The following is a 25,566-nucleotide window of genomic DNA, read 5'->3' on the forward strand; positions in this document are numbered from 1 at the left end:
TCCTCGCCTCCGGGATGACGCCTGGCGGCTGGCCGCGACGTGCTAAGGCTTTTGCTCGCCCCCCATTATGAAAACAATCAGCGCGATGATCCGCGATCGCCGGGGGTTTCTCTGGTATCCCACCAAACGGGACGCCCCGCGTCAACCGACTAAAGTGCACCAATTCGTGAGTTTTTGTACAAAAGTCATCAGAATGAGGAGGGTGGGCAGTATCCCGTAAAGCTCAAAATGAGCATGGGAACAAGAGAGCGTTCACTGTAATTGAAAACAGCAGGATCGATACAGCACTCCCGCTGTTTTGCTGAACGTCCTTGTTCATCCTGAATTCACAATCCCGCCTCTAAAGTATCTCATTGTTTCGGAACATGCGGCAGCAAACTACGTTGTAGAGAGCAATGCCGCGCGACGAGATTAAATTGAGATGTCCCGCGTCGCATGATTGCATCATTGCCCCGGGGTAAGTAGGGAGACTAGAGATGAAAACTATCATGAAGTTCTTCGGCGTCGCGGCCCTCGCGCTTTCGATGCCCTTTATGGCGGGCCAGGCGTCAGCCGCCGAGGCTCGCATTGACGCTCCTGTCCAGCAGTCGCTGACGGGCAATGCAACGCACAACAAGGGCATGATCGTCGCCAAATCCGACGCGAGCGGAGAAAAGATCGTGGTCGCCGGCCGCCGTGGCCGCTGGGTTGGCCCAGCAATCGTCGGTGGTGTAGCCCTTGGCCTGGCACTGGGTGCAGCAAATCGTGCCCACGCGCATGATCACCGCCACTATCGTGGCCGCTATGATCGCTGCGATCGTTGGGCTCACCGTTGCCGCCGTGGTAATGACAACGCTTGCTATAAGCTAGACCGCTATTGCTACTAAGTTCAGCTTGATGGTGCGCTGAGCGACACCACCGCCAAGCTAAAAGATAAAATGGGCTGTATCGCGAAAAGCGGTACAGCCCATTTTCATTTATGCCCCACTATTCAATGCCAAACTTCGAACCTGACGCCTTCGTACGATCATGATATGTTCGTCATGCGTTCGCCTGAATCCGACACTACCAAGAGTCTGTGGATAACTTGACGTACGCCTTGGTTACGACTCGTTAACCACCCCTCCGCGATGGTGACGCTCGCCATCCTTCTGTACGGGCACTCAACCACCCGTCAGGTTTATTCTGTGGTCGTTTCAGCGTTTGGAAGTTACGTAGAACATGGTCTTGCGTCGGTCCCCCAAGTCTGCCCGCCCTCAACGTGATCGCATCATCATCGGGGACAGCCTCGAACAGCTCGCAAAAATCCCCGACGCCAGCGTCGATTTGGTCTTCGCGGACCCTCCTTACAATCTCCAGCTCGACGGCGAACTCCTGCGCCCCAACAACACCCGTGTGGACGGTGTCGACAACGACTGGGACCGCTTTGCCAGCTTTGCCGACTACGACGCGTTTTGCCGGACGTGGCTTGGCGAATGCCGCCGCATCTTGAAACCCGATGGCGCAATCTGGGTCATTGGCTCCTACCATAACGTCTTCCGGCTTGGGGCAACGATGCAGGATCTCGGCTTCTGGATCCTCAACGACGTCGTTTGGCGCAAGGTCAACCCGATGCCGAACTTCCGTGGCCGCCGCTTCACCAATGCGCACGAAACGCTGATCTGGGCCGCACGTGATCAGAAGTCACGCTACACTTTCAACTATGAGTCTTTGAAGGCTTTTAACGACGACTTGCAGATGCGCTCGGACTGGCTTTTCCCAATCTGCTCCGGACCTGAGCGCCTGAAGGACGATGACGGCCGCAAAGCTCACCCGACCCAGAAACCTGAAGCCCTGCTGAACCGCGTGTTGCTGGCCTCCTCCAACGTGGGCGATGTCGTCCTTGATCCGTTCTTTGGCACCGGCACGACAGGCGCCGTCGCCAAACGCCTCGGGCGCTCCTACATCGGCATCGAACGTGACAAGGACTACGCGGCAGCGGCCCGTGAACGTATCGCTAAGGTGCGCCAACTCCCCGCATCCGCCCTGGAAACACAGCCCTCGAAACGCTCTGAACCGCGCGTCCCATTCGGCACCATTATCGAGCTTGGCATTCTTAAGCCCGGCTCCGCCCTGTTCGATCCCCGCCGCAAGATCCGCGCCGAAGTTAAGGCCGACGGCACTCTAAGTTGGCAGAAAAGCCAAGGATCGATCCACCGCCTGGGTGCCCATGTTCAAGGCAAACAAGCCTGCAATGGCTGGACGTTCTGGCACTTTGAGACCGGCGGAAAACTCAAGCCGATCGATGAGTTGCGCGAACGCGCCAAGCAGCAACTTGGGCTCGCACGCATGCCAGCGTTGATCGCCGCCGAGTAGCAAAGACCCGATTGATAACGCCGGACGCGCCACCCAATTGTCTGTCCGGCGACATATTTGAGGCGACCAATCGCGCCAGAGTGGTGCGTGTTTGCAATTTCGCTACTGCCGAAACCGAACTAGGCTCTGGCCCAGTTGATCTTGCTCCGCTATCTGAGCAGGGGGAGTACGCATTTTGCGCATCCGAACTTAATCGGGATCGCAGATTGTGGAGGAGTTTTGCGTGAACACGTCCACCGGACCGGCTAAATTGTTGAACGACGTCACCGCGTTCAAGGCCGAAATAACCAAACCTGTCTCGACGACGAGCCAGCTCGCTTCAAACCTCGATCAGCTCTACCAGGCTTTCGAGCAGGTTGACTTTGCCCAATACGATATCGCCCAGCATCGCGAAACCGCGCCAGAAATCATGGCCGCGCTGTTCGATCTGCGCGTCGCCCTGCGCGGGCAAGTCGGGCAATGGCACGACGCCGGAGCGATGTCGCGGCACGCCATCAAACGTGCACGTGATTGCCTGCGGGCACTCCGCTACGCATCGGACATCGTCGGTGAATTATGGATCGGGTTTGCCAGTCTGCCCGCCGACGCAAAGACGTTCCGCGCCTTCACCGGCCCTCATCACAACACGCAAGTACCTGCTGCACTGGCCGGACCGGCGCGCCTACCGTTCCAATCCGGAGACGTCGTCCTCGTCCGAGGCCGCCTGCATAACTCGGCCGCGATCGCACGCATCGGCGACATCGACTCTCAGTTCAGTCACGTCTTCATCATTTACGTCGATCCCAACGGCTCGCACTGGGCCGTAGAAGCTCTGATCGAAGACGGCTCTGTCATCCAGCCGTTGGCGAAGGTGTTAGGCCACGACCTCGGGCGGGCCATCGTTTTCCGCCACCGCGACCCGGCTCTCGCCCAACGCGCAGCCTACGTGATCCATGACCGCGTTCGCCTGTCCTTGAGCCCGCAGGGCAAACACATCCCCTATGATTTCACCATGCGCCTGGACAACGATCCGCGCGCACTCTTCTGCTCGAAGCTGGTCCGGCGCGCCTATAAAGAAGCAAGCGACCACAAATTTATCCTGCCCACATTCCCGACGCGCCTCGACATGAAAAATCGTGACTTCGTCGATCGTATCGGCGTGCAAACGACCGAAACCTTCGCACCGGGTGAGATGGAATTAGAACCCGCCTTCGACGTCGTCGCCGAATGGCAGGACTACCGCGTAACCTCTGACCTGCGTCTGCAGGACATCGTCATGGACAAGATCTTTGAATGGATGGAACGCGACGGATTCCGTTTTAGCGAAACCTTCAAGATCCGTCTGATCTCAATATTCGGGCGCTTGTCGAGCTATCTCTCGAACGACGTCAAAGACATGATCGACAACATCATTCCCAAAGTGCCCTCGAACATGAAGAGAAGCGCTGTTGCGGCGATCGCGATGTTGCATCAGACGGCGCAGCCGCTTCTCGAAGAACTTCGCAAGTTGGAAGCGGACCGCATCCGTCAATCGGATCTGCCGATGCACCCGCGTGAGGTGAGAGACCACCTAGAGCGCATGCGCCAGGAAGCTGGCAAAGAAATTGGATATTTGAAGATCCCGCGCCGCTGAGGATAGATTTGTAATTTTGACATTTAAAATCAGGAATACATTATTCGCCCCTAAGAGCATGCGAACAATAGAAAAATAAAGCCATTTACCTGCGGCCTGCCGACACGGGAACATTGAAACCTGTCCCCGCGTTTCCTCGATGATGACTGAAAATCAGGCCTCGAGAGGTAAAAATGGCTGATCGCGACCTTTTAAGAACCACTGCCGCCGCCCTGTTGACGGCGGGGTTTATTGTGGCCCTCGACAAACAAACGGAAGCACAAGAAAAAAACGAAGGCCAAATCGCCTACAACAATGCTTGCCGCACATGCCACACTACGGATGAAGGCGACAATCGGCTAGGCCCCAATCTGCACAACATCATAGGGCGCAAAGCCGGTGCAGCCGAAGGATACAATTATTCATCAGCAATGAAAAATGCCGGCTTCACTTGGGACGAGGCAAAGCTTGACGCATTCATCGCAAATCCGGACGCTGTCGTTTCAGGCAACAATATGAAGCCGTTCTCCGGCATTACGGACGAGGCCGAGAGAAAGAAAATCGTCGACTATCTCGCCAGCGAGGGAAAATAGGAAACCCTCAGATCCAAAAAATGAAACTGATTTATGATTTCCTGGATCGACCGAACATAAGTGATAGCGCCGTGACAATTAAAAACGGCGCTATTCCAACGACCGCATAGCGCACAACGTGCATAATCACGGCTTGATCATAAGCAGCTTGAGTTCCGGCATCACCGTGGCTGAGGTCCAGGGAAAGATGCGGCCAGCTGACCCAAGCCTCGTAAGCAACTGCACCAGCCCACGCAAGGCACAGTAGAATGGCTATTGCGATCAGAAGGCGTCCCATAAAAAATTCCCCCAATCACTCAGTCAGGATGCGCGGTAGCTTCAGCTAGCCTCGCGGAACTCTTGCGCTGTTTGCAAATCAACCGAAACGAGTTGCGACACGCCCTTTTCAGCCATAGTGACACCGAACAGGCGCTGCATCCGCGTCATCGTCATCGGGTGGTGTGTGATAACAAGGAACCGCGTCGCGGTTTCCTCCGCCATCTTCTCCATCAACGTACAGAACCGGTCGACGTTGGCGTCATCAAGTGGCGCGTCGACTTCATCGAGCACACAGATCGGTGACGGATTCGTCAGAAACACGGCGAAGATCAGAGAGAGCGCCGTCAATGTTTGTTCGCCGCCAGACAACAACGAAAGAGTTGCAGGCTTCTTGCCAGGCGGCCGCGCGATAATTTCAAGCCCACCCTCCAGAGGATCGTCTTCCGACTGAACCATCTCAAGGCGCGCTTCACCGCCGCCAAACAGGGTGCCGAACAGCCGCTGGAAATGTCCATCGACGGTCTGGAAAGCTTCATTCAACCGCTTGCGGCCTTCGCGATTGAGCTGACCGATACCCCCGCGCAGCTTGGCAATCGCCTGCTCAACGTCGCCCCGCTCAGATTCCATGCTCGTGAATTGGTCGGAAAGCTGCTCCAGGTCTTCATCCGCCTGCAGATTGACGCCGCCCAGCCGCTCGCGATCCGCTTTCAGGCGGTTCCATTGCCGGTCAACATCAGCCAGCGCTGGTAATGCATCTCCCTCACCAAGCTCAGCGAGCGACAAGCACGCCTCGGGCGTCACATTGAAGGTTTCATGAATACGGTGCGCCTCTTCCTGGCAACGGTTGCGCCCCGCTTCCAGCTTTGCCTCGATGCGCGCACGATCTTCACGTGCAGCACCCACATCACCTTGCGCCTCGCGCAACGCCGAAGCCGCGTCCGTGCGAGCCGCATCGCCACGCTGCAAGGCGTCGCTGGCTTCCTTTTGCTGGCGTTCAGCTTCAGTCAATCCGTCGAGCAACTTCTGACGGCGCGCCTCGATTTGTGCGGGCAGCCCTGCAAGCGTCTCGAGTTCGACACGGGCCTCATCGCGGCGCCCGCTCAATGCCGACATCTGTTCGCCTGAGCCCGCTAGTCGTGTGCGCCAACGTTCGAGGTCCGACGCCAAACTCGCCCTCTTATGAGCCCGCTCCTGACGCGCACGGGTTAAGGCCGCAACGGATGCACGCAAATCAGCGACATGCGCACGTTCTCCCTGCGCCTTTACCAGAATGGCCGAACGTTCCTCTTCAAGCGCCGCGATTGCGGAATCGCTAAAACGTTCGGCGACTGCTGCAGCCTCTGCCGCACGGCTCTCCGCTTCTTCGAGATCACGCTCAGAACTCGTACGTGCGCCCGCGATCGCCGCCAGCTTGCTTTCAATCTCGCGTCGCCGCCGATCGATTTTCTGCAAGGTCGCCTGCGCGGCGGAAAGTTCATTCTGCGCGTTGCGCCAATCCTGCCGCAGCCGCTGCTCTTCACCCTGCACATCTCGCAACAATGCGGCCGCCTGGACTTCTGCTGCGGCATCCCGCTCAGCTTGCTCACGCGCCTGCGTTTCTTCCTGAGCCAACGCTGTAAGCCGGTTACGTTGGCTCAGGCGTTGCGCGGCAGCTGTCATTCCGTGTGACGCCGCAACGAAGCCATCCCAACGCCAAAGATCGCCTTCTCGGCTCACCAACCGTTGCCCCGGCCGCAAGTAAGGCTGCAAATCAGCACCTGCATCGCTCGCAACAACGCCAATCTGCCGAAGCCGTCGTTGCAGCTCAGGCGGCGCTTTGACGTGAGCATCAAGCGGATCGACGCCCTCTGGCAACGGCGGGTCGTTATCATCGCCTTCGATCAACAGCCAATGCACGGCCGCGGCGGAATCGGCTGGCGCGTCAAGGTCATCGCCGAGCGCGGCACCGAGCGCGGCCTCGAAACCGGGAGCCACGCGCACTGAATCGACGATCGCTGGATAGTCACCGCTGTCCGGCACTAACAGACGCGCAAGCGTCTCACGTTCCGTCTTGAGAGCATTGGCCGTCATCCGCGACTGCGACGCGGCTTCGCGGCGCTCCGTCACAGTTTCGGCCAGCCCCTCATGCCTCATTTCCGCATCGCTTGTGCGCTGCTCGATATCGGCAATCAGTTCGCCAAGCCGCGCCACATCCGCCAGCACCCGCTCATGGTCAGCGGCATCATTACCACCACCGCCGATCTCGGAAGCTTGACGGTCCAGCGTCTCCAACTGCGTTTTGACTCGCTCAACGCGCTGGCGCGCCTGCGTCAGAGTGGATTGTGCGCTGTCGCGTTGTGCGCGTTCTTGCGCGACCGCCGCAGTCAAGCGTGAAAGTTCGGCTTCCGTGGCCTCAAGTGCCGCGGCCGCATCTTTGAGATCAACTTCAGCCGACAGAGCCGATGTCTCAGCGTTGGTCTCCTCGCCCTCGATAGCGTGGATCTCTTGTTCGAGCCGGGCGATGGTGTCCACAGCCTCGGTCTTGAGCGCCTCCTCACGCGCCAAGTCGCGTTCCAACTGCGCGATCCGATCTTCGAGTTCCGAAGCCCGCGTCGTTTGCCGTTCCGCCTCGCGTTCGAAATTTTCAGCCTCGATGCGCAGACGCGCCAGCAAGGCGCTCGCTTTCCCATCAGCCTCACGCAGAGGTAACAATTGCGCAGCAGCTTCAGCCTCCGCCCGCAGAGACGCTGCCTCCGCCCGCGTCGCCTCACCCAGCCGAACCAGAACTTCGCGCAGCCGCGCTTCCTCAGCCTCAGCCGCTGCGTAAGCATCACGCCACGTCAGATGCATGAGCAGGGCTTCCGCCCGCGTAATCTCCCGCGAGAGATCTCGATACCGCCGCGCCTGCCGCGCTTGCCGCTTCAATGATTCGATCTGCGAGTTGAGTCCACCGAGCACATCGTTGAGGCGCGCGAGATTGTTTTCCGCAGCCTTCAAGCGCAACTCAGCTTCGTGACGCCGCGAATGCAGGCCCGCGATCCCCGCTGCATCCTCAAGAATTCGGCGACGCGCCTCAGGCTTGGCATTGACGATATCGCCGATCTGCCCCTGACGCACCAGCGCTGGAGAGCGCGATCCGGTTGCCGCGTCTTCGAACAGGATCTTGACGTCGCGAGCACGCGCTTCGCGACCATTGATACGATAAGCAGACCCCGCCTCGCGCTCGATGCGTCGCGTAATCTCGATGGTATCGCTGTCGTTGAATTCGACTGGGGCCAAGCGTTCCGAGTTGTCGATAAAGATCGTCACCTCGGCAAGGTTCCTCGCCGGACGCGAACTCGTACCTGAGAAGATAACGTCGTCCATTGCTGCTGCACGCATGGATTTGTGGGACGTCTCACCCATCACCCAGCGCAGCGCTTCGAGAAGGTTGGACTTGCCACACCCGTTAGGACCGACAACACCAGTCAGTCCCGGTTCGATGACCAGTTCGGTAGGCTCGACAAATGATTTGAAGCCGAGCAGCCTAAGCCGGCTGATGCGCATGAGCCTGAACTCCCCAGCTTCCGCAGACCGAAAGCACTAGGACCGCGAGCCTCGAAAACGAAGCTGCTCTCAATTTCAACGCGTGTCCGCTGTATTCTGTGCGGCTACGGGTACGCCAAGAAGCGGATCAATCATCGCCTTCAAGTCGGCATACGTAAGGACCTTCTTGACCAGCTTATTCTGGACAAAAAAGTTCGGGGTTCCGATCACGCCCAACGTGCGCCCGCGATCCTTGATCCACTCAAGCCCCTCGATCATGGCTTGATTCTTGAGGCAGGCGTCAAATTCTGCACGGCTAAGCCCCACTTGAGCTGCCACCTTGTGGATAGCATCAAGCCGAACCTCCTGGCTTACCCAGGAACCCTGTTGCTCGAGAAACTTGGAGTAGAGGGTGAAATAGGTCTCGGGACGGGCGCATCTCAACGCGATCGTCGCATTGCCCGAAGACCGTCCGATCGGAAATTCGCGAATAATGAACCGCACTTTGCCGCGATCAATGTAATCGCGCTTGAGTTGCAGAAACACCTCTTTTTGAAACTTGCGGCAATATGGGCAGGTGAGCGAGGCGTACTTGATAATCGTCACCGGAGCGTCCCCCCGCCCAAGTGACATTTCCGGCAAAGCCCCCACCTTCATCACCTCGTCCATCGACGGATTGGAGATGATTTGGCGCCCACCATAGGAGGTAGAGCTATGGTCCGCGAACGGGTTAAACGGCGCAGAGGTTTTTGTCTGCTTGCTCGCGCCTAATCCACCGTATGCGCTCGTGGACGATGTTTCGCCTTGGTTCGCGGCGTTGTTGGCCTGCAGCAACTGTTCCGACGCGCAGCCCGCGACGAGCGTCATGACACTGACGACCAAAACAGAAGACATCCGCCTCAACAAGACGACCTCACCCCGCGTTCAAAATAGGATCGATAACTTTGCTGAAGTCTTCGATGGAGGTGCCCCCCGCCAGCTTCTTGCCGTTGATGAAGAACGTCGGTGTCGAGTTAACACCGAACACAGAAGAAGCACGTTCGCGACGCTTCATGATTTTGTCCAAAAGATCTTCGTCTTTCAGGCACGCGTCGAAGCTTTCCTTCGTGAAACCAGCCTGCTTGGCAATTTCCCGCAACGCCGGCACCGGATTGGACTTCACAAACGCCCAATCGGCCTGCTTATCGAAAAGGACGCTGATAAGCGGGAAGGTTTTGTCATCACCTGCGCAGCGTGCAAGCATTGATGCGGCAGCCGCAAGATTGTCCAGCGGAAATTCCCGCATGACAAAATAGATCTTGTTCGTGTCGATGTATTTTTCTTTGAGCTCAGGAAACACGCTTTTATGGAAGCGCGCGCAGTGCCCACAGGTCATCGAAGCATACTCGACCACGGTCACTTTTGCGTCCGGGGAACCTAGAGTCAGATCCTTAAGACCATCGGGCTGCATGAGCTCCGCCACAGGCACTTCGTCCGCCGCCAGCGCAAACCGCGCAGGCACGATCCCGAGGCCGAATGCAACTGCCGCGGTGCCCGCACCGGCGAGAACTGTACGGCGACGAATTCCCTCGGGACGAAAATCGGATTGGGTCAAGGCGAAAGCTCCCTTGTTATTCACGCGATCGTGGCTAGCGTAATGATTGGTCCCGCATTAAGGCAATCTGCCGCTGAATGCCAACTGAATACTTTTTAAGGCGCCATCACGTCCGCGCGAGGAGCGATTGAGCGTAGGGCATTCACAAACCTAGCCAAACATCGCCCGTCGCTCACCTTCAATCTGGTGAATAGGATTTCTATCGGGCCGCGTCTTGGCTAAAGCCCTTCTGAAGTCGCATCAGGGCATCCTGCAGGGCTTTATCCGCCACAACAGGCGCTTTGACCGGTTGTTCTGCGGGCGAAGCCGGAGGAGGAGCCGCACGCAGGATATCCGGCGTTTTGCCACCAATCTTCGCCTTCGGCTCAACTTCTACCGGCGCTTGCAGAATGCGCAGGTCGGCAATCGCGCGATACCCAAAATAGACGTTGATCCGCTCAAGGAGTTGCGCAGTAGAATATTGCACGTCGAGCGCCCGCGCCGGATCCACGCGTAGAATCAAGCATGCGCCGGGACGGCCCTCGCATCCACTTTCAACGTCACCGCGGATCGGCACATTGCGCGGCCATTTGATCCTCTCCGGTCGCGTATAGGTCGCAAGATCCTTGCCTGCGATCGCCGCCCAGTCCGTCAACAAAGCAACTGTTGAAAATCCATACTTCTCGAAGGCCTTTTGCGTCAGTTGCGGTACGAAACTGCCGACGGTCTTAGCGACCGGCATCCCCCATCTGGAGCGCCGCGTGGTTGCCAGAATCGCTTTGCGAGGAGACGATGTCACTGGATCTGCTCCCGATTTTCTGCGGTGCTGGGATAACGGATAGACATCCATTCCCACGAACAGTCACCATGGGTACCATCTGGTAGACGATTCGTGGCTTCCGCCATGGGAGAATGACATGGGCGCTGTTGCTCGTAAGCAACTACCTCTCCGACCTGCCGGGCCGGATACTACGGCGGCCCTGTTAGACTGGTATGATAGTGAACGCCGCGAGTTGCCATGGCGTAGCCCGCCTGGTCGCAAAGCGGACCCGTATCGTGTGTGGCTCAGCGAAATCATGCTGCAGCAAACAACCGTCAAAGCGGTCATTCCCTATTATCGCGAATTTCTTCGGGCTTGGCCGAACGTCCGCGCCCTGGCGGCCGCCAGTCTCGATGAAGTGCTGACCAAGTGGGCTGGACTTGGCTACTACTCACGCGCACGCAATCTGCATAAATGCGCCATTGCCATTGTGGAGGAACACGGCGGCCGCTTTCCTCGCTCCGAAGCCGCCCTTCGCAAGCTGCCGGGTATCGGCCCCTACACGGCCGCGGCCATTGCCGCCATTGCCTTCAACGAGGAAGCAACCCCGGTAGACGGCAACATCGAACGCGTTATCGCGCGCCTGTTTGCTCTGCGTCTCCCTCTTCCGGCCGCCAAGTCAGAAATCAAACGCCTCGCTTCTACGCTGGTGCCCAGTGACCGTCCCGGAGATTTCGCGCAGGCGATGATGGATCTTGGCGCAACTGTCTGCACGCCCAAGCGGCCATCCTGCCTCATGTGCCCGATTCAGCCCGACTGCCACGGATACGCCAAGGGCATGGCGGAAAGCCTCCCGCTCAAGCTCGCCAAACCCGACCGCCCCTCACGATTCGGCTACGCCTTCCTGGCGCTGAGCGAAGACGGTCACATCCTTCTCCGCCGTCGCCAAGAGGCCGGCCTCCTTGGCGGCATGATGGAAGTCCCCTCGACGGAATGGCGCGATGACTGGCTCTCAGTCGAAGATGCCATGCGCTCAGCCCCATTTAAAACAGACTGGTGGCCGGTCACTGGCACTGTCACACACACATTTACGCACTTCCGCCTGCAGCTGAACGTTTACCGCGCGATCGTACCGGCCGACGCCACGTTAACCTTTTGGTCTGAACCGAACCGCTGCCGCTGGGTGAATCGCCGCGATCTTCACAACGAGGCCCTTCCAAGCCTTATGCGCAAGGTGATTGCACACGCATTGCCACAATAGGAGCGGTGCATCCCAATTTCAGGCTTCGGACAGATGCAGTTTCGAGGCATCGCGAACGGATTTTCCGTCTTCGGCAATGGCCGCTGTTACAAGCTTTAATGCACTTTGCCCCCTGCGCGGTTTCGTCCTATGATACGGGGCCTATGAGGGCTTCACGGTTTCTTGACACCCCCCTGGCCTCTCTCTATGTTCGCGCCGTCAATCAACCCGTCCAGAGGCTGTTTTGTGCCTTGGTTCGAGGACGCGCTCCCATGACAAACGGATCCAAAGGCGACGCACCTGAAAACGGGGCGCCGGACCCTAGGGAAAAGGAAGCGCTCGAACGGCGTTTGGAAGGGTTGGGGCAACGGCTTGATAAAATCAGGTCGGAGGAAGCCGCCAAGGCGGAGGCCGAAGAAGACGCCAGAATTCACAGCCGTGGCATGGCCTACGGCTTGCGGATGGCAAGCGAGCTCGTCGGAGCCGTGCTGGTCGGAGGACTGATCGGGTTTGGGCTCGACACTTTGTTGGGCACGGTACCTTGGTTTTTCCTTTTCTTTTTCGTTCTGGGCTTGATCGCCGGCATCCGTAACGTGATACGAGGGTTTGAGCGGCTTCAGGCCGAGATCGCCGCAAAAACACGCGGAGATATCGGAACCGACATCCGCAACAGTGACGACGACGATTGATCGGGAGAGCTACGTGGCATCGACGCATAATGGGGCGGAAGGCGGCATGCCGGATCCTATCCACCAGTTCGAGATCAAACGGCTCCTGCCACTCGAGCTTTTTGGATTGGACGCGTCCTTCACCAATTCTGCGCTTTACATGATCATTACGGTTGCCGTCACATTCGGCTTCCTGATGTACGCAACGCGCGGTCGTTCGCTGGTACCCTCACGTATTCAGTCTCTCGCGGAAATCGCGTACGAATTCATCGCGAAAATGGTACGCGATAGCGCCGGCAAAGCCGGCATGCAGTTTTTTCCGCTCGTGTTCACGCTATTCATGTTCATCTTAATCGCGAACATGATCAGCATGGTGCCGGGCAGTTTCACGGTAATGAGCCATATTGGCGTGACGGCAGCGTTGGCCCTGCTCGTCTTCGCGACGGTTATCATCTCCGGTCTCATCAAGCACGGTTTTGGCTTTCTCAAGCTGTTCGTGCCCTCGGGTGTTCCGATTTACGTTTTGCCGCTGGTTAGCTTGATCGAGATCGTCTCGTTCCTGTCCCGCCCGGTAAGTCACTCGGTGCGTCTGTTTGCCAACATGCTCGCCGGTCACATTACGCTAAAGGTGTTCGGCGGATTTGCAGTCATGCTGATCGGTTCGGGAACCTATGCAGCTTTGACGCCGCTCCCAGTATTCATGGCGATCGCGATTACGGCACTGGAATTCCTCGTGTCATTCCTTCAGGCCTACGTCTTCGCCATGCTGACCTGCATGTACCTTAATGATGCGCTTCATCCCAGCCACTAGGGTTGAAGCCTCGTAACCCGAAATCCAACTCAACAGACCTGTTTTTGAACAAAAGGGAGAAGTCAATGGATCCAGCAGCCGCAAAGCTCATCGGTGCCGGCCTTGCCGCAATTGGCCTGGGCTTCGCCGCTATCGGCGTAGGCAACCTCTTCGGCCAGTTCCTGCAGGGAGCGCTCCGCAATCCGTCGGCTGCCGATGGTCAGTTTGGCCGTCTCATTTTCGGCTTCGCCGTGACCGAAGCACTCGGCATCTTCGCACTGCTGATCGCCTTCCTGCTTCTGTTCACCTGATCATCAAAGTTGCGGCTTGGGGAGTGTGTCGGGGAACCCCGTGTTCCCTTTGGCTCCCCGGGCGGCATCGATATTGGCACGGGCGGAACTTTCCGTCTGGCCTAGGATTCAGGTAAATGACGCGGACACCGAGTTATGGCCACACCTGACAATACCGGCACCGAAATCCCGCACGACGGGGCCCATCCGGTGGCGTTCCCACCTTTGGATGGTTCTACGGTTGCCCCTCAGCTCGTCTGGCTGGCGATCACTTTCGGAGCCCTCTATCTGCTGCTATCGCGCATTGCGCTGCCGCGGATCGGCGAGGTCATCGAGGAGCGGCGCGACCGTATCCAACGTGATCTTGATTCAGCCGAGCGTTTAAAAGGCGAAACCGAACAAGCCTTGGCCGCATACGAACAGGCTTTGGCCGACGCGCGTGCCAATGCAAACGCCATCGCCAAAGAAACCCGCGACCGTCTCGCTCAGCGTGTTGATGCGAAGCAAAAGCAGGTTGATACGGAGATCGAAGCCAAGGTATCCGAGGCCGAACGGCGTATTGATGAAACCCGCACGAAGGCGCTTACGAGCGTTGACGAAATTGCTTCGGGCATCGTCGGACCATTGGTTGCGAACTTGGTCGGAACGTCTCCGTCTGACGACGAAGTCAAAACGGCGCTCGCCAAGCAGTCTGACTGATAAAAGGATCGAACGTTCGCCATGTTGCTAAGCGCTGAGTTCTGGGTCCTCTTCTCCTTTATCGCCTTCATGGCGATTGTGCTCTATCTGCGCGTACCACGCACAGTCGGTTCGGCACTCGATAACCGCGCCGATAAAATCCGTCAGGAACTGGACGACGCACGCCGCCTGCGTGAAGAAGCGCAGGCAATGCTGGCAGATTACCAGCGTAGAGCGCGGGAAGCCGAAGAAGAGGCGAAAAGCATAGTCGACCAGGCCCGCCGCGAGGCTGAAGCTCTCGAAGCGGAAACGGAACTCAAGCTCAAGGATAACCTGGAGCGTAGAACTCGGCTCGCCGAAGAAAAGATTGCACGCGCGGAAGCCCAGGCAATCAGCGAGGTTCGTTCCAAAGCGATCGATGCTGCCGTTGCTGCTGCTGAAGCAATCCTTAGGAACAAGACCTCCGGCCAAAGCGGCAATGAGTTGGTTCAAGACAGCATTCGCAAGCTGTCGAACCGACTGAACTAGGCTACACCGCACGATCACAACAAATACTGAAACGGCCGGACAGCGATGTCCGGCCGTTTCGTTTTGAGATGATCTTGCGGCGTAAAAAAACGCAACACAACGCGCGAGATGATGAGCAAGCCGCAATTGGCGGCCCGCCTGCTGGATTCGTAGCGTTTCAGAGTGTAGGTCGGTTATCCGCGAGCCAAGAAGGAGAAGGGAAAGCGTTTCTGCTCTTAGCCTGCCCCAGGGGCTTTTCGGTCGAACGCGACGAACATTTCGTATTCGCCGGGGCGCGCGCCTTGAGCAACATCGAACGTGATTGACTGGACGGCTGAGAAATATCCGATCGGCTGATCCATCACCATGTCGACGGAAACCTGCATGGCGTCGGTGGCCACCTTCTCGCGTTTCGCATCGGTCACGAAGATATGTACGGGCAATGTCACTGGACCTGCCACGCCACTTGGCCCAAGCAGTACCCGACCCGAGATGCCGTATTTCACCGTGACACGACTGCCATCAACCACACATTCGCGAGCTGTCTTTGTGATCTCGCCGCGATGCCGTATCGCAAGGCTATCGCCGACCCGGCCTTCCATATAGATGGTAAGGTTGTTATCGCGCGGCCAAACCTCGAATTTCGGACAACCTGGCGAAATACCTGAGGCACTCGTGGTTGTACCACCCGTCACTTCGGCTTTTGCAGCCGACAGAAGTTGTTCTTCGCTAACCGATTGAACTTGTGACGTCTGCTGGCTAGAGCCGCCAAATCCGCCGGGCCCAAGCCCTGACGTCAAAGAAGGGAGGCCACACCCCCCAAGCGCAGTAACCATAAGTCCAACGGCTAAAACGTGAGCGCTCCGCCGTATTGGTTTTGCCACCGATTGCATCCCGACGCCCCAGTTCCCATAATCGGCCGGAAAATATTGCATTGGCTTGACTGTCCCCCAAGGCCTTGACTTTCGGCCCCCAATGCCATTTCGAGTCACCTCAAACCATCCTATCATGTAACCGGTCCCACAAAGGCGGGGTGCCCATGTAGTCCCCAGCCGTGATAGATCCGATACCTAATGCCTCCGACCGAAACGGTCCGGAAACCAAAGGAAAGAATTCCTGTGCCGCATAAAGCCATCACGATCCTGCTTGCTGCCCCGCGTGGTTTTTGTGCCGGCGTTGATCGGGCAATCAAGATCGTAGAACTTGCTTTGGCTAAGTTCGGCTCACCTGTCTATGTACGCCACGAGATCGTCCACAATCGCTACGTCGTTGACAAATTGAGGGAAAAAGGCGCCATTTTTGTGGAAGAACTGGACGAGATTCCAGTAACGGACCAGCCTGTGATATTTTCGGCACACGGTGTCGCAAAGGTGGTACCCGAAGCTGCAAAGTCCCGAAACCTTTTCGTCATAGACGCCACCTGCCCGCTCGTCTTCAAAGTCCACTTTGAGGCAATCCGCCATCACGAGCACGGATTGGAAGTGCTCCTGATCGGACATGCTGGTCACCCTGAAGTCATCGGCACCATGGGGCAGCTTCCGCCCGGTACCGTACATCTGATCGAGACGGTCGGAGATGCGCACGCATTTACTCCTCGCGACCCGACCAAACTCGCTTATGTCACGCAGACAACACTATCGGTGGACGACACCGCAGAAATCTCCGGTGTTTTGCGCAGCCGCTTTCCAGGCATCGTCCATCCTCCAAAGGAAGACATCTGTTACGCCACCACCAACCGGCAGATCGCGGTAAAAGAGATTGCGGGCCGCTGCGACGTCCTCTTCGTCGTGGGGGCGACCTACAGTTCGAATTCGATGCGGCTCGTGGAAGTTGCGGAACGCGCCGGATGCAAAAAGGCGATGCTCGTTCAACGAGCAACAGATATCCCATGGGAGATCATCGAAGACGGGGCCACGGTGGGCCTTTCGGCTGGCGCCTCCGCACCGGAAGTGCTCGTCAACGAAGTGATCAGCGCATTGCGCGAGCGCTTCGATGCAAAACTTGAAACGGTGACCACCGCAGAGGAAAATGTAGCCTTTAATATTCCCCGCGCGCTGCGCGACATACCCGTCGATGCCAACACGTAACGTTTAGGCCGCTCACCAATCCTCCAATTCGAACAACCGCGAAAGCCCTGCGACAAGGACGAACGACCCTCCATGGCGGTCTATACCGAAGTCAGTGATGACGACTTGGCCTCTTTTCTCAGCCGCTATGAAGTCGGCGAATTGCTGTCCTACAAAGGCATTGCCGAAGGCGTTGAAAATACCAACTACATCGTCCACACCACGACAGGCCCATATATCCTGACGCTCTATGAGAAGCGGGTTTCGGCGGACGATCTTCCTTTCTTCCTCGGGCTGATGGAACATCTCGCCGCGCGGCAGGTCACCTGCCCCACGCCCGTGCGTGACCGAACGGGAAACCACCTCGGCGAGTTATGCGGACGAGCAGCCGCACTCGTCACCTTTCTCGAAGGCTTCTGGATACGGCGCCCCAAACCTGAGCATTGCTCCAAGGTCGGTCACGCCCTTGCGCAACTTCATCAGGCAGGCGCTGATTTCAAACTAACCCGCCGCAACGCCCTGAGCACGTGGGATTGGCGTCCTCTCTTTGAACGCTTTGCGTCTGAAGCAGACTCCATCGCGCCCGGCCTAGAAGCGCTGATCAAAGCCGAACTCGATGTGCTCGAAACCGATTGGCCGCTGGCGCTACCGGAAGGCGTCATCCATGCCGACCTCTTCCCGGACAACGTCTTTTTTCTGGCGAAAGACGTTTCCGGACTGATCGATTTTTATTTCGCCTGCAATGATGCGCTCGCCTACGACATCGCCATTTGTCTAAACGCCTGGTGCTTCGAACAGGATTTTTCGTTCAACGTCACCAAGGCGCGAGCGCTGCTGCGCGGCTACGAAGAAGTACGCAGCCTGACGGAAGACGAGCGCAAAGCCATGCCGCTGCTCGCACGAGGTGCCGCCTTGCGCTTCTTGCTGACACGCTGTTACGACTGGCTCAACCGGCCTGCCGGTGCCGTCGTCAATCCGCATGATCCGATCGACTATCTGCGCCGGCTCCGCTTCCATCAGAGCGTACGTTCAATCGCCGACTACGGTTATGGAGATGGCTCCCGATGAGTTCAGAAAAAACCTCAATGCCATCGGTGGTCATTTACACCGATGGCGCTTGTTCGGGGAATCCAGGTCCTGGCGGCTGGGGCGCCATCCTGATGTCAGGTGAGCACCGCAAGGAACTTTCAGGCGGTGAAGCGCAATCCACGAACAACCGCATGGAGCTGATGGCCGCCATATCGGCGCTGGAAGCTCTCAAACGCAAAAGCAACGTCGAACTGCACACAGACTCGAACTACGTCAAGAACGGCATCACACAGTGGATTCACGGCTGGAAGCGCAATGGCTGGCGCACTGCGGACAAAAAGCCGGTTAAGAACGCTGAATTGTGGCAGCGCCTCGATGAAATGCGCCAGCGCCACAATGTCGATTGGCATTGGGTGAAAGGTCACGCTGGCCATGTCGAAAATGAACGCGCCGACGAACTGGCCCGCGAAGGGATGCGCCCTTTTCTCAAGGGCGCAAAGCAGACAGCGGGCGATTGACCTACATATCAATCGCCCCCTCGCCATCACGTCTCGCTTAGATGCTGTTTCCAATCATCGAGCACAGCGTATCCGCACTCGATTTGTCATGGACCGGCGGCGCATCATCAATATTGAGAATCTTCACGACACCGTCTTCCACGAGCATAGAGTAGCGCTTGGAACGCACACCTAATCCGTGCGCAGAAAGATCAATATCGAGGCCGAGCTTCTTTGCGAATTCCGCACTACCGTCCGCGAGCATCTGCACTTTGCCGCTCGCACCAGTTTGCTCCGCCCAATTGTTGAGGACGAAAGCGTCGTTGACGGCCGTGCAGGCAATCGCATCGACGCCCTTTGCTTTGATTTCATCGAGACGAGCAAGAAAGCCCGGCATGTGCTGCTTGTGGCACGTCGGTGTGAACGCACCCGGCACCGCAAACAGAGCGACCTTCTTCCCACCAAAGACATCGTTGGTGGTGACCTTATGCGGCCCTTCAGCCCCCAACACAAAGAAAGTCGCGTCAGGCAAGCGGTCGCCAACACTGATACTCATGAGCTGTCTCCTCCGGAAAAAAGACGCGACACGATCAGGTCGCGCATAGTTGGAAAGGCGTCGCGGAAAACATAAACCAAGCCCTACCGCGCAACCAGCTTTCAATCGAAAGCCCAGAACGCAAGCATCACTTGACGACGAATGTTGCCTCTGACTGCCCTTCAGCTCCCACAAGGGTTAAACGAATAGTTTTGCCCTTCAGCTTGGACACGTCATCAGCTTCTCGAAGATCGATCTCAAAACGGCTCGCGGTCGTGCTTCCTTCCTGCATTCGGGCCGGCATAGGGAGATAGAAGTCGTCCGATGCTTCCGCAAAAACATCACCCTCATGCGCAGCTGAGCCAAAATCAACATCGAGAAGAATACGAGGCTGATCACCCGAAAGATGAACCTCATGTTGCACAAGCTTGGGGTCACCTACCTTGGCGGACGCCTCACTACGGGGAATAAGATCGAGTGCCTTTTGCAGGAGAGAAGGCAGTCCCGCTTGAGCTTGACGGGGTACGTTCACCGTCAACTCCTGCTCCACTGGGACGCAGATGTCGGCACAGATGCCAAAGTTGAACTTCACGCGAAGTTCCACATCCTGATCTGGATCCGCCGGTCGCACCAGAACGGGCATCACGACGTTTCCTTTGTACCCGATCGTTTCACCCGCCGGATCGCGAAAACGTTTGGGCGCCGGATAAAGAACTTCCGTGTTCGCGACATTGCCCGACCCCGACCAGTCGAATTCGGGTGGGACGCCGCCAGCGTCCCCAGGATTACGCCAATAGGTTTTCCAACCAGGTTGAAGTGCGACTTGTATACCCGCAACGATGTCCTGTCCGTTATCTCCACGGCGCGCAGCGATCAAACGGACTTGAGACATATGCGCCTCGTGCCAGGGAGACGACAACTCTGCCGTCTGCCCCGTAGCACTCAAAGTCACGGTGGCCGTCACAAGCGCTGCGCTCAGCAAAGCGACGCGGTGAACGTGTCCGGAGAAACCGGCATCCTTCATGGGATTTCCCTTGTTAAGCGTATCGGCGCCATCCGTATCCGGTGAGGTTATGCACACTGTCGCGACGGCGACATTCAGTGTCAAATAAGACGCAGGTAACCGACAAGTCACGTCTTACTGAAGCCGCTCCCAGCGCACGCGCGCTCCACACTTGCCGTGGCAACCACACCAAAATGCGGCTTAGAACAACAAATTACAACGCACCCTGAATTATAGGCTCTATAGCACGCCCAACGATTCAGTCTTCACAGGGCGCCAGCCGCAGAGTTAGTCTAACGTATGTCGACTCTGCGCTCACTGCCGCTCGACGGCGCACATTCATTCCTTGACGGCCAACTTCTGGTCGCCATGCCATTGATGACAGACACGCGTTTTGCGCGCTCTGTGATCTATCTGTGCGCCCATTCCGAAGACGGTGCCATGGGTCTGATCATCAATCAAACAGCACCGAACATCTCCTTTCCCGACCTTCTCGATAGGCTCGACATAATGCCTGGCGAAGGCAGCCATTCATGGCAACCTGATGCACTTGCGTCCATGCCAATTCACGTCGGCGGACCTGTGGAAACCGGTCGCGGGTTCGTGCTCCATAGCTCGGATTACTTCGTGTCCGAATCCACGCTCTCCATAAACGAAGGTATCTGCCTGACGGCAACTCTAGACATTCTGAAAGCAATTGCCGATGGCCGCGGCCCTTCGCGGGCCATCCTCGCACTAGGCTATGCAGGATGGTCTCCAGGCCAGTTGGAAGATGAGATCCAGGCGAACGGCTGGCTGCACTGTCCGCCGGACCCCGACATTATCTTCTCGCCCGACCCACATGCGAAATACCAAAGAGCAATGGCGAAGATCGGGATTGATCCATCGCATCTCGTTGCCGATGCCGGCCACGCCTGACATCGAGCGCCATCTCACCTGATTTCAATGATGTAAATGTGGTATCGGCAGTCAAACCATGCGGACCCGCATTCGCGCCCGCACTGCAATCACTTATCACCAAGCTTGCCATTGGGCGTAGCGGCCTTCTGTGACGGGCCACGAGCCGCGCTATCGCTACGTGGACGTGGCGTCCCGGCAAGCCGCGCCAAGCTTTCTGCGATACCTGGTGGCAATGAGCTGTAGTCCGGCGGAGCCGCAACGGGCTGCACCGGCCTTTCCGCACCATTAGGAACACCATTTCCTGCAGGCGTAACTGGCGGTGCTGTCACCGGCACCTCTGCCCCAGCCATCGCCACGTTGAGCGGCTGCGTCTGCCCAGTGCTGACAGGCGGGCGCGGCGACTGAACCGCTGGACCGTTGTTCATACGGGGCCGCCCATTGGCTGCAGCGGATGGCGATGGTGGCGGCGGCGGGCGATGACCGACCGCTCGGCTACCCGCACTGCCTCCAGGAGGAGCAGATTGAATTGGAGGAGGTTGAGATACCCCCGCCCCATTCTGCGGCCCCCCCCGCCCATGACTAAATGGCGGTGCCGAAGGAGGTTGAGGTGGAGACGAAGGAGCGATCCCCGCATTGCCGTTTCGTCCGGTTGACGTTGGCTGGGACAGGTTTGAAGGATAGCCACCGTTGGAGCCGGCTCCCGAAGCTGACGAACTTACCGGCGGAGGCGGTGTCAAAGGCGGCGGTGATGACGAGGCTCTTGGCGCCGATTGCGGCGCTGCCTGCCCCCCGTGCGCGGCTTGGGCAAGCGATTGAGCCAGTGTCGGCTGCGACGGCGCGACCGGAGGCGCTAACGCCGGATGGGTAGCGCTAGAAATCTGACGATTATCGCCGACGCTCCCCGTTGGTAACATACCACCGCGAAGCAAGGGCCGTTCCCGGCCATTGCCGCGTGCTGCAATTGGCGGTGGACCAGTAACCTCAGCAGGAGGCGGCACTTCACGTAAGGGTATAGAGCCCGGGTCACCGCGACTAGGCGCTTGTCCGTTCGCAGCCACCACCGCAGTTTTCTTCGGCGACGAAGGCTTCGGCGCTTTCGGTGCGGCCTCAACGTGTACGGAAGCCTTCTTGCGATCCTTTTTGCTCTTTGACTTCGGCTTGAAGAGGTTGCGCGCTTCGATCTTGCGCTCGGATTTGGCAATGATGCGTAACAACGCGATCACATCATCCGCTGGCATCGGGTCGCCGTAGTAGAAGCCCTGGCCATACTCACAGCCGATCGAGCGCAGGAACACCACGTCATCTGGCTCCTCGATCCCTTCCGCCACAACTTTCTTACCGAGCTCATGGGACAGCGCCACGATAGAGCGCACAATGGCACTTCCTGCACCTTCGCTCCCGCCACCGTTTTGCACCAAGCCACCGTCGATCTTGATCGTATCAACGGGGAAGCGTTGCAAATAAGCAAACGAGGAATACCCCGTGCCGAATTCATCGAGCGCGATCTCGACACCCGTTCCCCTCAGCACGTCGAGCATCTCGGTGGCCTGCTCAGGACTTTCCATAACCAGGGGTTCGCTGACCTCGAGACGGAGGCAGTTCACCGGGACGATTCCCTGACCGATGATGTGACGCAGCTCTTGAATGAAATCCTGTTTGAAGAGCTGCCGACAAGAAACGTTAACCGAAACGAACAGGGGCGACTCGTGTCGCGGCAATATCTTCTGCCAATTGGCAGCCGTATGTGCAGCCTTCGTCAGGACATGCGTGGAAAGCTTGATAATAAGATCGGAGTTCTCGGCCAGGGGTACAAAAGTCGCCGGCGACAATAGTCCTTCACGCGGGTGCTCCCAGCGAACGATGGCCTCAAACCCGGCAAGATCCTCAGTCGGAAGATAAACGATCGGTTGGAAGAATACCTTAAGCTGATCCTTCTCGACCGCCTTACGTAACTCGGCTTCCATCGCCGCCCGATCATCGCGGCTCGAACGCATCTCTGGGCGGAAAATCTCGATACGATCCGCACCGCTGCGCTTCGCTCGATACATCGCAATCTGAGCTTCCTTCAGAAGCTCATCTGGGCCACGCTCTTCTCCATCGTAAACCGAGACACCTAGCGATCCCGTGAGAACGATTTCCTTCCCTGCGATCTTGATCGGCGAACGCAAAGACCGCCGGATCCTCTCAGCCAACCCAGCCAGATCCCGGGCGCTCTGCTCGTTCAAAATCAGAATAGCGAACTGATCACCACCAAGCCGCGCCAGAGTATCCTGCGGCCCAAGATGCCGACTCAAACGCCGCGCCACTGTCAACAGCAGGCTATCGCCTACGACAAGACCAAGGGAGGCATTAACGCTTTTGAACTTGTCGAGATCGATACAGATGACCGTAGGCCGTACGGCAGCTTCACTAGCCGCACGCATACAGGCTGTCCCAAGACGGTCGAGAAAGAGTTCCCGGTTGGGAAGATTGGTAAGACCGCAGTGTACCGCATTGTGCAGAAGCCGCTCCTGGGCGCGCTTGCTTTCTGTGATATCGCGCATCAAACCAACGCAACGCACATCACGCCGGTCCGACGTTTCAATGCTCGCCGCGTCCAACTCATACCAGCGATACGAGTTGTCGCTGTGGCGCAAACGGAAATCGATACGGATCTTACCGCCAGCGCGTTCCTGCACGGACCAGAGCATAAGACGGAATTTCTCACGATCTGCCGTATGTAGGTGCGGAATGAAGTCTTCGACCTTACAGGTCAACTCGCCGCCGTTGAGCCCCAACGCAGCTTCGATAATCGGGCTAACCTTGACCTCATCGCGACGCGCATTCCATTCCCACGTTGCTGCACCGGCCCCCTCGACCGCGAGCGCCTGTCGCTGCTGTTGACTGGGCGAGGCGCCATACACCGGCTCTAAAGAGCGGAACGCAAACTGCGTAACCGTGAAACCGATCATCAAAACGATCAGAACCAAACCTGCTGCGAGGCCAGCTTCAATAACATCGCCCGACATCCTGCCGGTAAGCGTTACCGCTGTGCCAAAAACCCATACGAGGAAGATGATCCAAGTCGGTATGATCGACAGGGCCCGATCCTGACCTCGGAAAGCGAGGAACAGTATGATCGCAGCCCCCACACCGCCGATCACACAGAACGACAGGCGTGCAAACGTTGAAGCCAGACGCGGATCGACAACGGCAACCGCAACAAGCGCGAGCTGAGCCAGCATCCACACGCCAAAGAGCATGCGCACAAGCCCGTGACTTAAGCCCAGCCTGAGAAATGTGTGGAGGAAGATGACAAGACTGGCCGCAATCGACGCTTCACCCGCCGCGCGATAAACCGCGTTATCCTCAGGCCGCAAGTTGAACAGCTTATGGAAAAAGCCGAAATCGACGCACAGATAGACGAGCACACACCAAGCGACGAGTGCCGCGGACGGAAAGATCGCTTTGTGGTTCGCGGCAAAGATCGCCGTCAGAAAGATCGCCAATAGACCGGTCAGACCGAGCAACGCTCCGTTAAAGAGCTGCCGTTCGCGTACCTCAAGCTCATATGCCAATGGCTTCCATAGAAAGATCCGCGAAAAGCGCTCGGACGAAAGCTCAGCGACAAACGTGATCGTTTGGCCAGGTTCTAGCGTGATGCGGAACACGTCGGCCCGGTCGCTGTTCACACGCTCAGGCACAAAGCCGATTGATGGCGTCACCGCCTCAATGCGCCGGGCATCAAGATCCGGCCAGACCGTTCCGGAACCGACCACCGTGTAGCGATCTGCCGTAAGCCATCGCTCCATATCGGTATTGGTCGGGTTAGTCAGCGCGAAGACAATCCAGCTTGGATTAACCCCTGGCGTAGCCGCTTTGACGCTCATGCGCCCGACAACACCATCAAGCCCAGGTGCAGTTTCGACCTGCAGGCTGTCGCCGCGATTGTCGTAAAATTCGCCGTCGGTGGTTATCTCGATGCGATCCTGATCGGAACCGACCGTAATCGCCTTAAGCGCCGAAGCCGGGGATGTCGCAATGAGATTGGCGCAGCAAACCACAAGAACAGCCACTGCCAAGCTCAGCAGCCGCGCCGTGCTACAGCGCACGCCCGCGAGCACGGCGCCCGGCCATCCGGCTCGATCAGGTTGCTGATGCCTCATTCGTCGCCTGTCCCCCTGGCGATATCTTCAGCAAGAAGCGCAAACAGGACGTGATCCTGCCATACGCCATTGATCTTCAAATACCGCCGCGCGAGCCCCTCGCGCACGAATCCCACCCGTTGCAACACATTTATGGACCCAGTATTGGACGGCATCGAGGCAGCCTCAATCCTGTGTAACCGCAATTCGTCGAATGCGTAGTGGACAGCGGTACGTACCGCATCTGTCATAAACCCACGCCCGACAAACGGAAGACCAAGCCAATATCCAAGAGACGCCGCCTGAGTCACACCGCGACGCACATTCGTCAGCGTCAATCCACCGTACAGCTCACGCCCGTGCTCGTTGAAGACACCAAACGCGTACCCTGCATCATCGCGTGCTTCACGTTGATAGTGCCGAACCCGACGCCGAAACGAGGTTCGTGTGAGATCATCATGCGGCCAAACTGGCTCCCACGGCCTGAGATGCTCACGGCTCCGCGCCCGTAACTGGGCCCAAAGCATATAATCTGACGTCAAATAAGGCCGCAGCAGGACACGCCCACCGCGCACCGCAATCTGTATATCGTTTCCCAGGCCCACCTTAAGGAAAGCCACGGCCCG

General features: G+C 57.7%; 24 protein-coding genes. 14 read left to right on the forward strand and 10 right to left on the reverse strand.

Annotation, left to right across the window (positions count from 1 at the left end):
• The first annotated feature begins 476 nt into the window (after positions 1 to 476).
• The 4 genes from BLS30_RS08745 to BLS30_RS08760 all read left to right on the forward strand — a co-directional run bounded on the left by BLS30_RS08745 (position 477) and on the right by BLS30_RS08760 (position 4,518).
• Entirely contained in the window at positions 477 to 866 is a 390-nt protein-coding gene (locus tag BLS30_RS08745; RefSeq protein ID WP_139165310.1) for a hypothetical protein, read from the forward strand.
• A gap of 334 nt (positions 867 to 1,200) precedes the next feature.
• A complete protein-coding gene (locus BLS30_RS08750; protein WP_046479486.1) occupies positions 1,201 to 2,334 on the forward strand; it encodes a site-specific DNA-methyltransferase in 1,134 nt (377 codons plus the stop codon).
• A gap of 223 nt (positions 2,335 to 2,557) precedes the next feature.
• Entirely contained in the window at positions 2,558 to 3,946 is a 1,389-nt protein-coding gene (locus tag BLS30_RS08755) for a YiiX/YebB-like N1pC/P60 family cysteine hydrolase (RefSeq protein ID WP_052744062.1), read from the forward strand.
• Positions 3,947 to 4,119: 173 nt separating this feature from the next.
• The gene (locus tag BLS30_RS08760; RefSeq protein WP_052744061.1) at positions 4,120 to 4,518 is read left to right on the forward strand and encodes a c-type cytochrome; all 399 of its coding nucleotides are present in this window, start codon (positions 4,120 to 4,122) and stop codon (positions 4,516 to 4,518) included.
• Positions 4,519 to 4,549: 31 nt separating this feature from the next.
• On the opposite strand, the gene BLS30_RS08765 is transcribed toward BLS30_RS08760, so the two are convergent.
• The 5 genes from BLS30_RS08765 to BLS30_RS08785 all read right to left on the reverse strand — a co-directional run bounded on the left by BLS30_RS08765 (position 4,550) and on the right by BLS30_RS08785 (position 10,652).
• A complete protein-coding gene (locus BLS30_RS08765) occupies positions 4,550 to 4,795 on the reverse strand; it encodes a hypothetical protein (protein WP_046479485.1) in 246 nt (81 codons plus the stop codon).
• A gap of 41 nt (positions 4,796 to 4,836) precedes the next feature.
• Complete coding sequence (smc, locus tag BLS30_RS08770) at positions 4,837 to 8,301, reverse strand: chromosome segregation protein SMC (protein WP_090228119.1); 3,465 nt, start codon at positions 8,299 to 8,301, stop codon at positions 4,837 to 4,839.
• 75 nt (positions 8,302 to 8,376) lie between these two features.
• Positions 8,377 to 9,174, reverse strand: a complete 798-nt coding sequence (locus BLS30_RS08775) for a DsbA family protein (protein WP_090228121.1) — start codon at positions 9,172 to 9,174, stop codon at positions 8,377 to 8,379.
• 19 nt (positions 9,175 to 9,193) lie between these two features.
• Positions 9,194 to 9,874 (reverse strand): DsbA family protein, encoded by a 681-nt coding sequence (locus BLS30_RS08780; RefSeq protein WP_244464961.1) that lies wholly within the window; start codon positions 9,872 to 9,874, stop codon positions 9,194 to 9,196.
• 199 nt (positions 9,875 to 10,073) lie between these two features.
• Positions 10,074 to 10,652, reverse strand: coding sequence for a DUF721 domain-containing protein (locus BLS30_RS08785; RefSeq protein ID WP_160298735.1), 579 nt, complete (start codon positions 10,650 to 10,652; stop codon positions 10,074 to 10,076).
• A gap of 118 nt (positions 10,653 to 10,770) precedes the next feature.
• Between BLS30_RS08785 and mutY the strand changes: the two genes are divergently transcribed.
• The 6 genes from mutY (at position 10,771) to BLS30_RS08815 (ending at position 14,807) form a co-directional block, all read left to right on the forward strand.
• Positions 10,771 to 11,874 (forward strand): A/G-specific adenine glycosylase, encoded by a 1,104-nt coding sequence (gene mutY / locus BLS30_RS08790; protein ID WP_090228124.1) that lies wholly within the window; start codon positions 10,771 to 10,773, stop codon positions 11,872 to 11,874.
• 251 nt (positions 11,875 to 12,125) lie between these two features.
• Positions 12,126 to 12,542, forward strand: a complete 417-nt coding sequence (locus tag BLS30_RS08795; protein WP_046479481.1) for an AtpZ/AtpI family protein — start codon at positions 12,126 to 12,128, stop codon at positions 12,540 to 12,542.
• Between the two features lie 46 nt (positions 12,543 to 12,588).
• A complete protein-coding gene (locus BLS30_RS08800) occupies positions 12,589 to 13,332 on the forward strand; it encodes a F0F1 ATP synthase subunit A (RefSeq protein ID WP_046480794.1) in 744 nt (247 codons plus the stop codon).
• 65 nt (positions 13,333 to 13,397) lie between these two features.
• The gene (locus tag BLS30_RS08805; protein WP_046479480.1) at positions 13,398 to 13,622 is read left to right on the forward strand and encodes a F0F1 ATP synthase subunit C; all 225 of its coding nucleotides are present in this window, start codon (positions 13,398 to 13,400) and stop codon (positions 13,620 to 13,622) included.
• Between the two features lie 135 nt (positions 13,623 to 13,757).
• Positions 13,758 to 14,300 carry a F0F1 ATP synthase subunit B family protein gene (locus tag BLS30_RS08810; protein ID WP_046479479.1) on the forward strand — a complete coding sequence of 181 codons (543 nt, stop codon included), beginning with the start codon at positions 13,758 to 13,760 and terminating at the stop codon, positions 14,298 to 14,300.
• A 21-nt stretch (positions 14,301 to 14,321) separates the two neighbouring features.
• On the forward strand, positions 14,322 to 14,807 hold the full coding sequence (locus BLS30_RS08815) for a F0F1 ATP synthase subunit B family protein (RefSeq protein WP_046479478.1): 486 nt from the start codon (positions 14,322 to 14,324) through the stop codon (positions 14,805 to 14,807).
• Between the two features lie 215 nt (positions 14,808 to 15,022).
• Here the strand turns inward: BLS30_RS08815 and BLS30_RS08820 are convergent, their stop codons facing one another.
• Positions 15,023 to 15,679 carry a hypothetical protein gene (locus BLS30_RS08820; protein ID WP_090228572.1) on the reverse strand — a complete coding sequence of 219 codons (657 nt, stop codon included), beginning with the start codon at positions 15,677 to 15,679 and terminating at the stop codon, positions 15,023 to 15,025.
• A 180-nt stretch (positions 15,680 to 15,859) separates the two neighbouring features.
• On the opposite strand from BLS30_RS08820, the gene ispH reads away from it, so the two are divergent.
• From ispH to rnhA, 3 genes are all read left to right on the forward strand, one after another.
• Positions 15,860 to 16,873 carry a 4-hydroxy-3-methylbut-2-enyl diphosphate reductase gene (gene ispH / locus BLS30_RS08825; RefSeq protein WP_046479476.1) on the forward strand — a complete coding sequence of 338 codons (1,014 nt, stop codon included), beginning with the start codon at positions 15,860 to 15,862 and terminating at the stop codon, positions 16,871 to 16,873.
• 72 nt (positions 16,874 to 16,945) lie between these two features.
• Positions 16,946 to 17,920 (forward strand): homoserine kinase, encoded by a 975-nt coding sequence (locus BLS30_RS08830; RefSeq protein WP_046479475.1) that lies wholly within the window; start codon positions 16,946 to 16,948, stop codon positions 17,918 to 17,920.
• A 17-nt stretch (positions 17,921 to 17,937) separates the two neighbouring features.
• Positions 17,938 to 18,399, forward strand: a complete 462-nt coding sequence (gene rnhA / locus BLS30_RS08835; protein ID WP_046480791.1) for a ribonuclease HI — start codon at positions 17,938 to 17,940, stop codon at positions 18,397 to 18,399.
• 37 nt (positions 18,400 to 18,436) lie between these two features.
• Here rnhA and BLS30_RS08840 read toward each other — a convergent pair whose 3' ends face one another.
• Positions 18,437 to 18,934: a peroxiredoxin gene (locus BLS30_RS08840; protein WP_090228126.1), complete on the reverse strand. Its 498-nt coding sequence runs from the start codon at positions 18,932 to 18,934 to the stop codon at positions 18,437 to 18,439.
• Between the two features lie 127 nt (positions 18,935 to 19,061).
• Positions 19,062 to 19,937 (reverse strand): protein-disulfide reductase DsbD domain-containing protein, encoded by an 876-nt coding sequence (locus tag BLS30_RS08845; RefSeq protein ID WP_090228129.1) that lies wholly within the window; start codon positions 19,935 to 19,937, stop codon positions 19,062 to 19,064.
• Positions 19,938 to 20,216: 279 nt separating this feature from the next.
• Between BLS30_RS08845 and BLS30_RS08850 the strand changes: the two genes are divergently transcribed.
• The gene (locus tag BLS30_RS08850) at positions 20,217 to 20,834 is read left to right on the forward strand and encodes a YqgE/AlgH family protein (RefSeq protein WP_046479472.1); all 618 of its coding nucleotides are present in this window, start codon (positions 20,217 to 20,219) and stop codon (positions 20,832 to 20,834) included.
• Positions 20,835 to 20,923: 89 nt separating this feature from the next.
• Here the strand turns inward: BLS30_RS08850 and BLS30_RS08855 are convergent, their stop codons facing one another.
• Complete coding sequence (locus BLS30_RS08855) at positions 20,924 to 24,961, reverse strand: EAL domain-containing protein (protein WP_090228132.1); 4,038 nt, start codon at positions 24,959 to 24,961, stop codon at positions 20,924 to 20,926.
• Positions 24,958 to 25,560, reverse strand: coding sequence for a GNAT family N-acetyltransferase (locus BLS30_RS08860; RefSeq protein ID WP_046479471.1), 603 nt, complete (start codon positions 25,558 to 25,560; stop codon positions 24,958 to 24,960). Before BLS30_RS08860 ends, BLS30_RS08855 begins: the two co-directional genes overlap by 4 nt.
• Between the last annotated feature and the right edge of the window lie 6 nt (positions 25,561 to 25,566).

This window comes from Filomicrobium insigne (genome assembly GCF_900104305.1).
In the GTDB taxonomy this organism is placed as follows: domain Bacteria; phylum Pseudomonadota; class Alphaproteobacteria; order Rhizobiales; family Hyphomicrobiaceae; genus Filomicrobium; species Filomicrobium insigne.

Coding starts and splice junctions, on each gene's coding strand:
- BLS30_RS08745 (WP_139165310.1), top strand. CDS start 477: ATGAAAACTATCATGAAGTTCTTCGGCGTCGCGGCCCTCGCGCTTTCG.
- BLS30_RS08750 (WP_046479486.1), top strand. CDS start 1,201: ATGGTCTTGCGTCGGTCCCCCAAGTCTGCCCGCCCTCAACGTGATCGC.
- BLS30_RS08760 (WP_052744061.1), top strand. CDS start 4,120: ATGGCTGATCGCGACCTTTTAAGAACCACTGCCGCCGCCCTGTTGACG.
- BLS30_RS08765 (WP_046479485.1), bottom strand. CDS start 4,795: ATGGGACGCCTTCTGATCGCAATAGCCATTCTACTGTGCCTTGCGTGG.
- smc (WP_090228119.1), bottom strand. CDS start 8,301: ATGCGCATCAGCCGGCTTAGGCTGCTCGGCTTCAAATCATTTGTCGAG.
- BLS30_RS08775 (WP_090228121.1), bottom strand. CDS start 9,174: ATGTCTTCTGTTTTGGTCGTCAGTGTCATGACGCTCGTCGCGGGCTGC.
- mutY (WP_090228124.1), top strand. CDS start 10,771: ATGGGCGCTGTTGCTCGTAAGCAACTACCTCTCCGACCTGCCGGGCCG.
- BLS30_RS08795 (WP_046479481.1), top strand. CDS start 12,126: ATGACAAACGGATCCAAAGGCGACGCACCTGAAAACGGGGCGCCGGAC.
- BLS30_RS08800 (WP_046480794.1), top strand. CDS start 12,589: ATGCCGGATCCTATCCACCAGTTCGAGATCAAACGGCTCCTGCCACTC.
- BLS30_RS08805 (WP_046479480.1), top strand. CDS start 13,398: ATGGATCCAGCAGCCGCAAAGCTCATCGGTGCCGGCCTTGCCGCAATT.
- BLS30_RS08810 (WP_046479479.1), top strand. CDS start 13,758: ATGGCCACACCTGACAATACCGGCACCGAAATCCCGCACGACGGGGCC.
- BLS30_RS08815 (WP_046479478.1), top strand. CDS start 14,322: ATGTTGCTAAGCGCTGAGTTCTGGGTCCTCTTCTCCTTTATCGCCTTC.
- BLS30_RS08820 (WP_090228572.1), bottom strand. CDS start 15,679: ATGCAATCGGTGGCAAAACCAATACGGCGGAGCGCTCACGTTTTAGCC.
- ispH (WP_046479476.1), top strand. CDS start 15,860: ATGCCTCCGACCGAAACGGTCCGGAAACCAAAGGAAAGAATTCCTGTG.
- BLS30_RS08830 (WP_046479475.1), top strand. CDS start 16,946: ATGGCGGTCTATACCGAAGTCAGTGATGACGACTTGGCCTCTTTTCTC.
- rnhA (WP_046480791.1), top strand. CDS start 17,938: ATGCCATCGGTGGTCATTTACACCGATGGCGCTTGTTCGGGGAATCCA.
- BLS30_RS08840 (WP_090228126.1), bottom strand. CDS start 18,934: ATGAGTATCAGTGTTGGCGACCGCTTGCCTGACGCGACTTTCTTTGTG.
- BLS30_RS08845 (WP_090228129.1), bottom strand. CDS start 19,937: ATGAAGGATGCCGGTTTCTCCGGACACGTTCACCGCGTCGCTTTGCTG.
- BLS30_RS08850 (WP_046479472.1), top strand. CDS start 20,217: ATGTCGACTCTGCGCTCACTGCCGCTCGACGGCGCACATTCATTCCTT.
- BLS30_RS08855 (WP_090228132.1), bottom strand. CDS start 24,961: ATGAGGCATCAGCAACCTGATCGAGCCGGATGGCCGGGCGCCGTGCTC.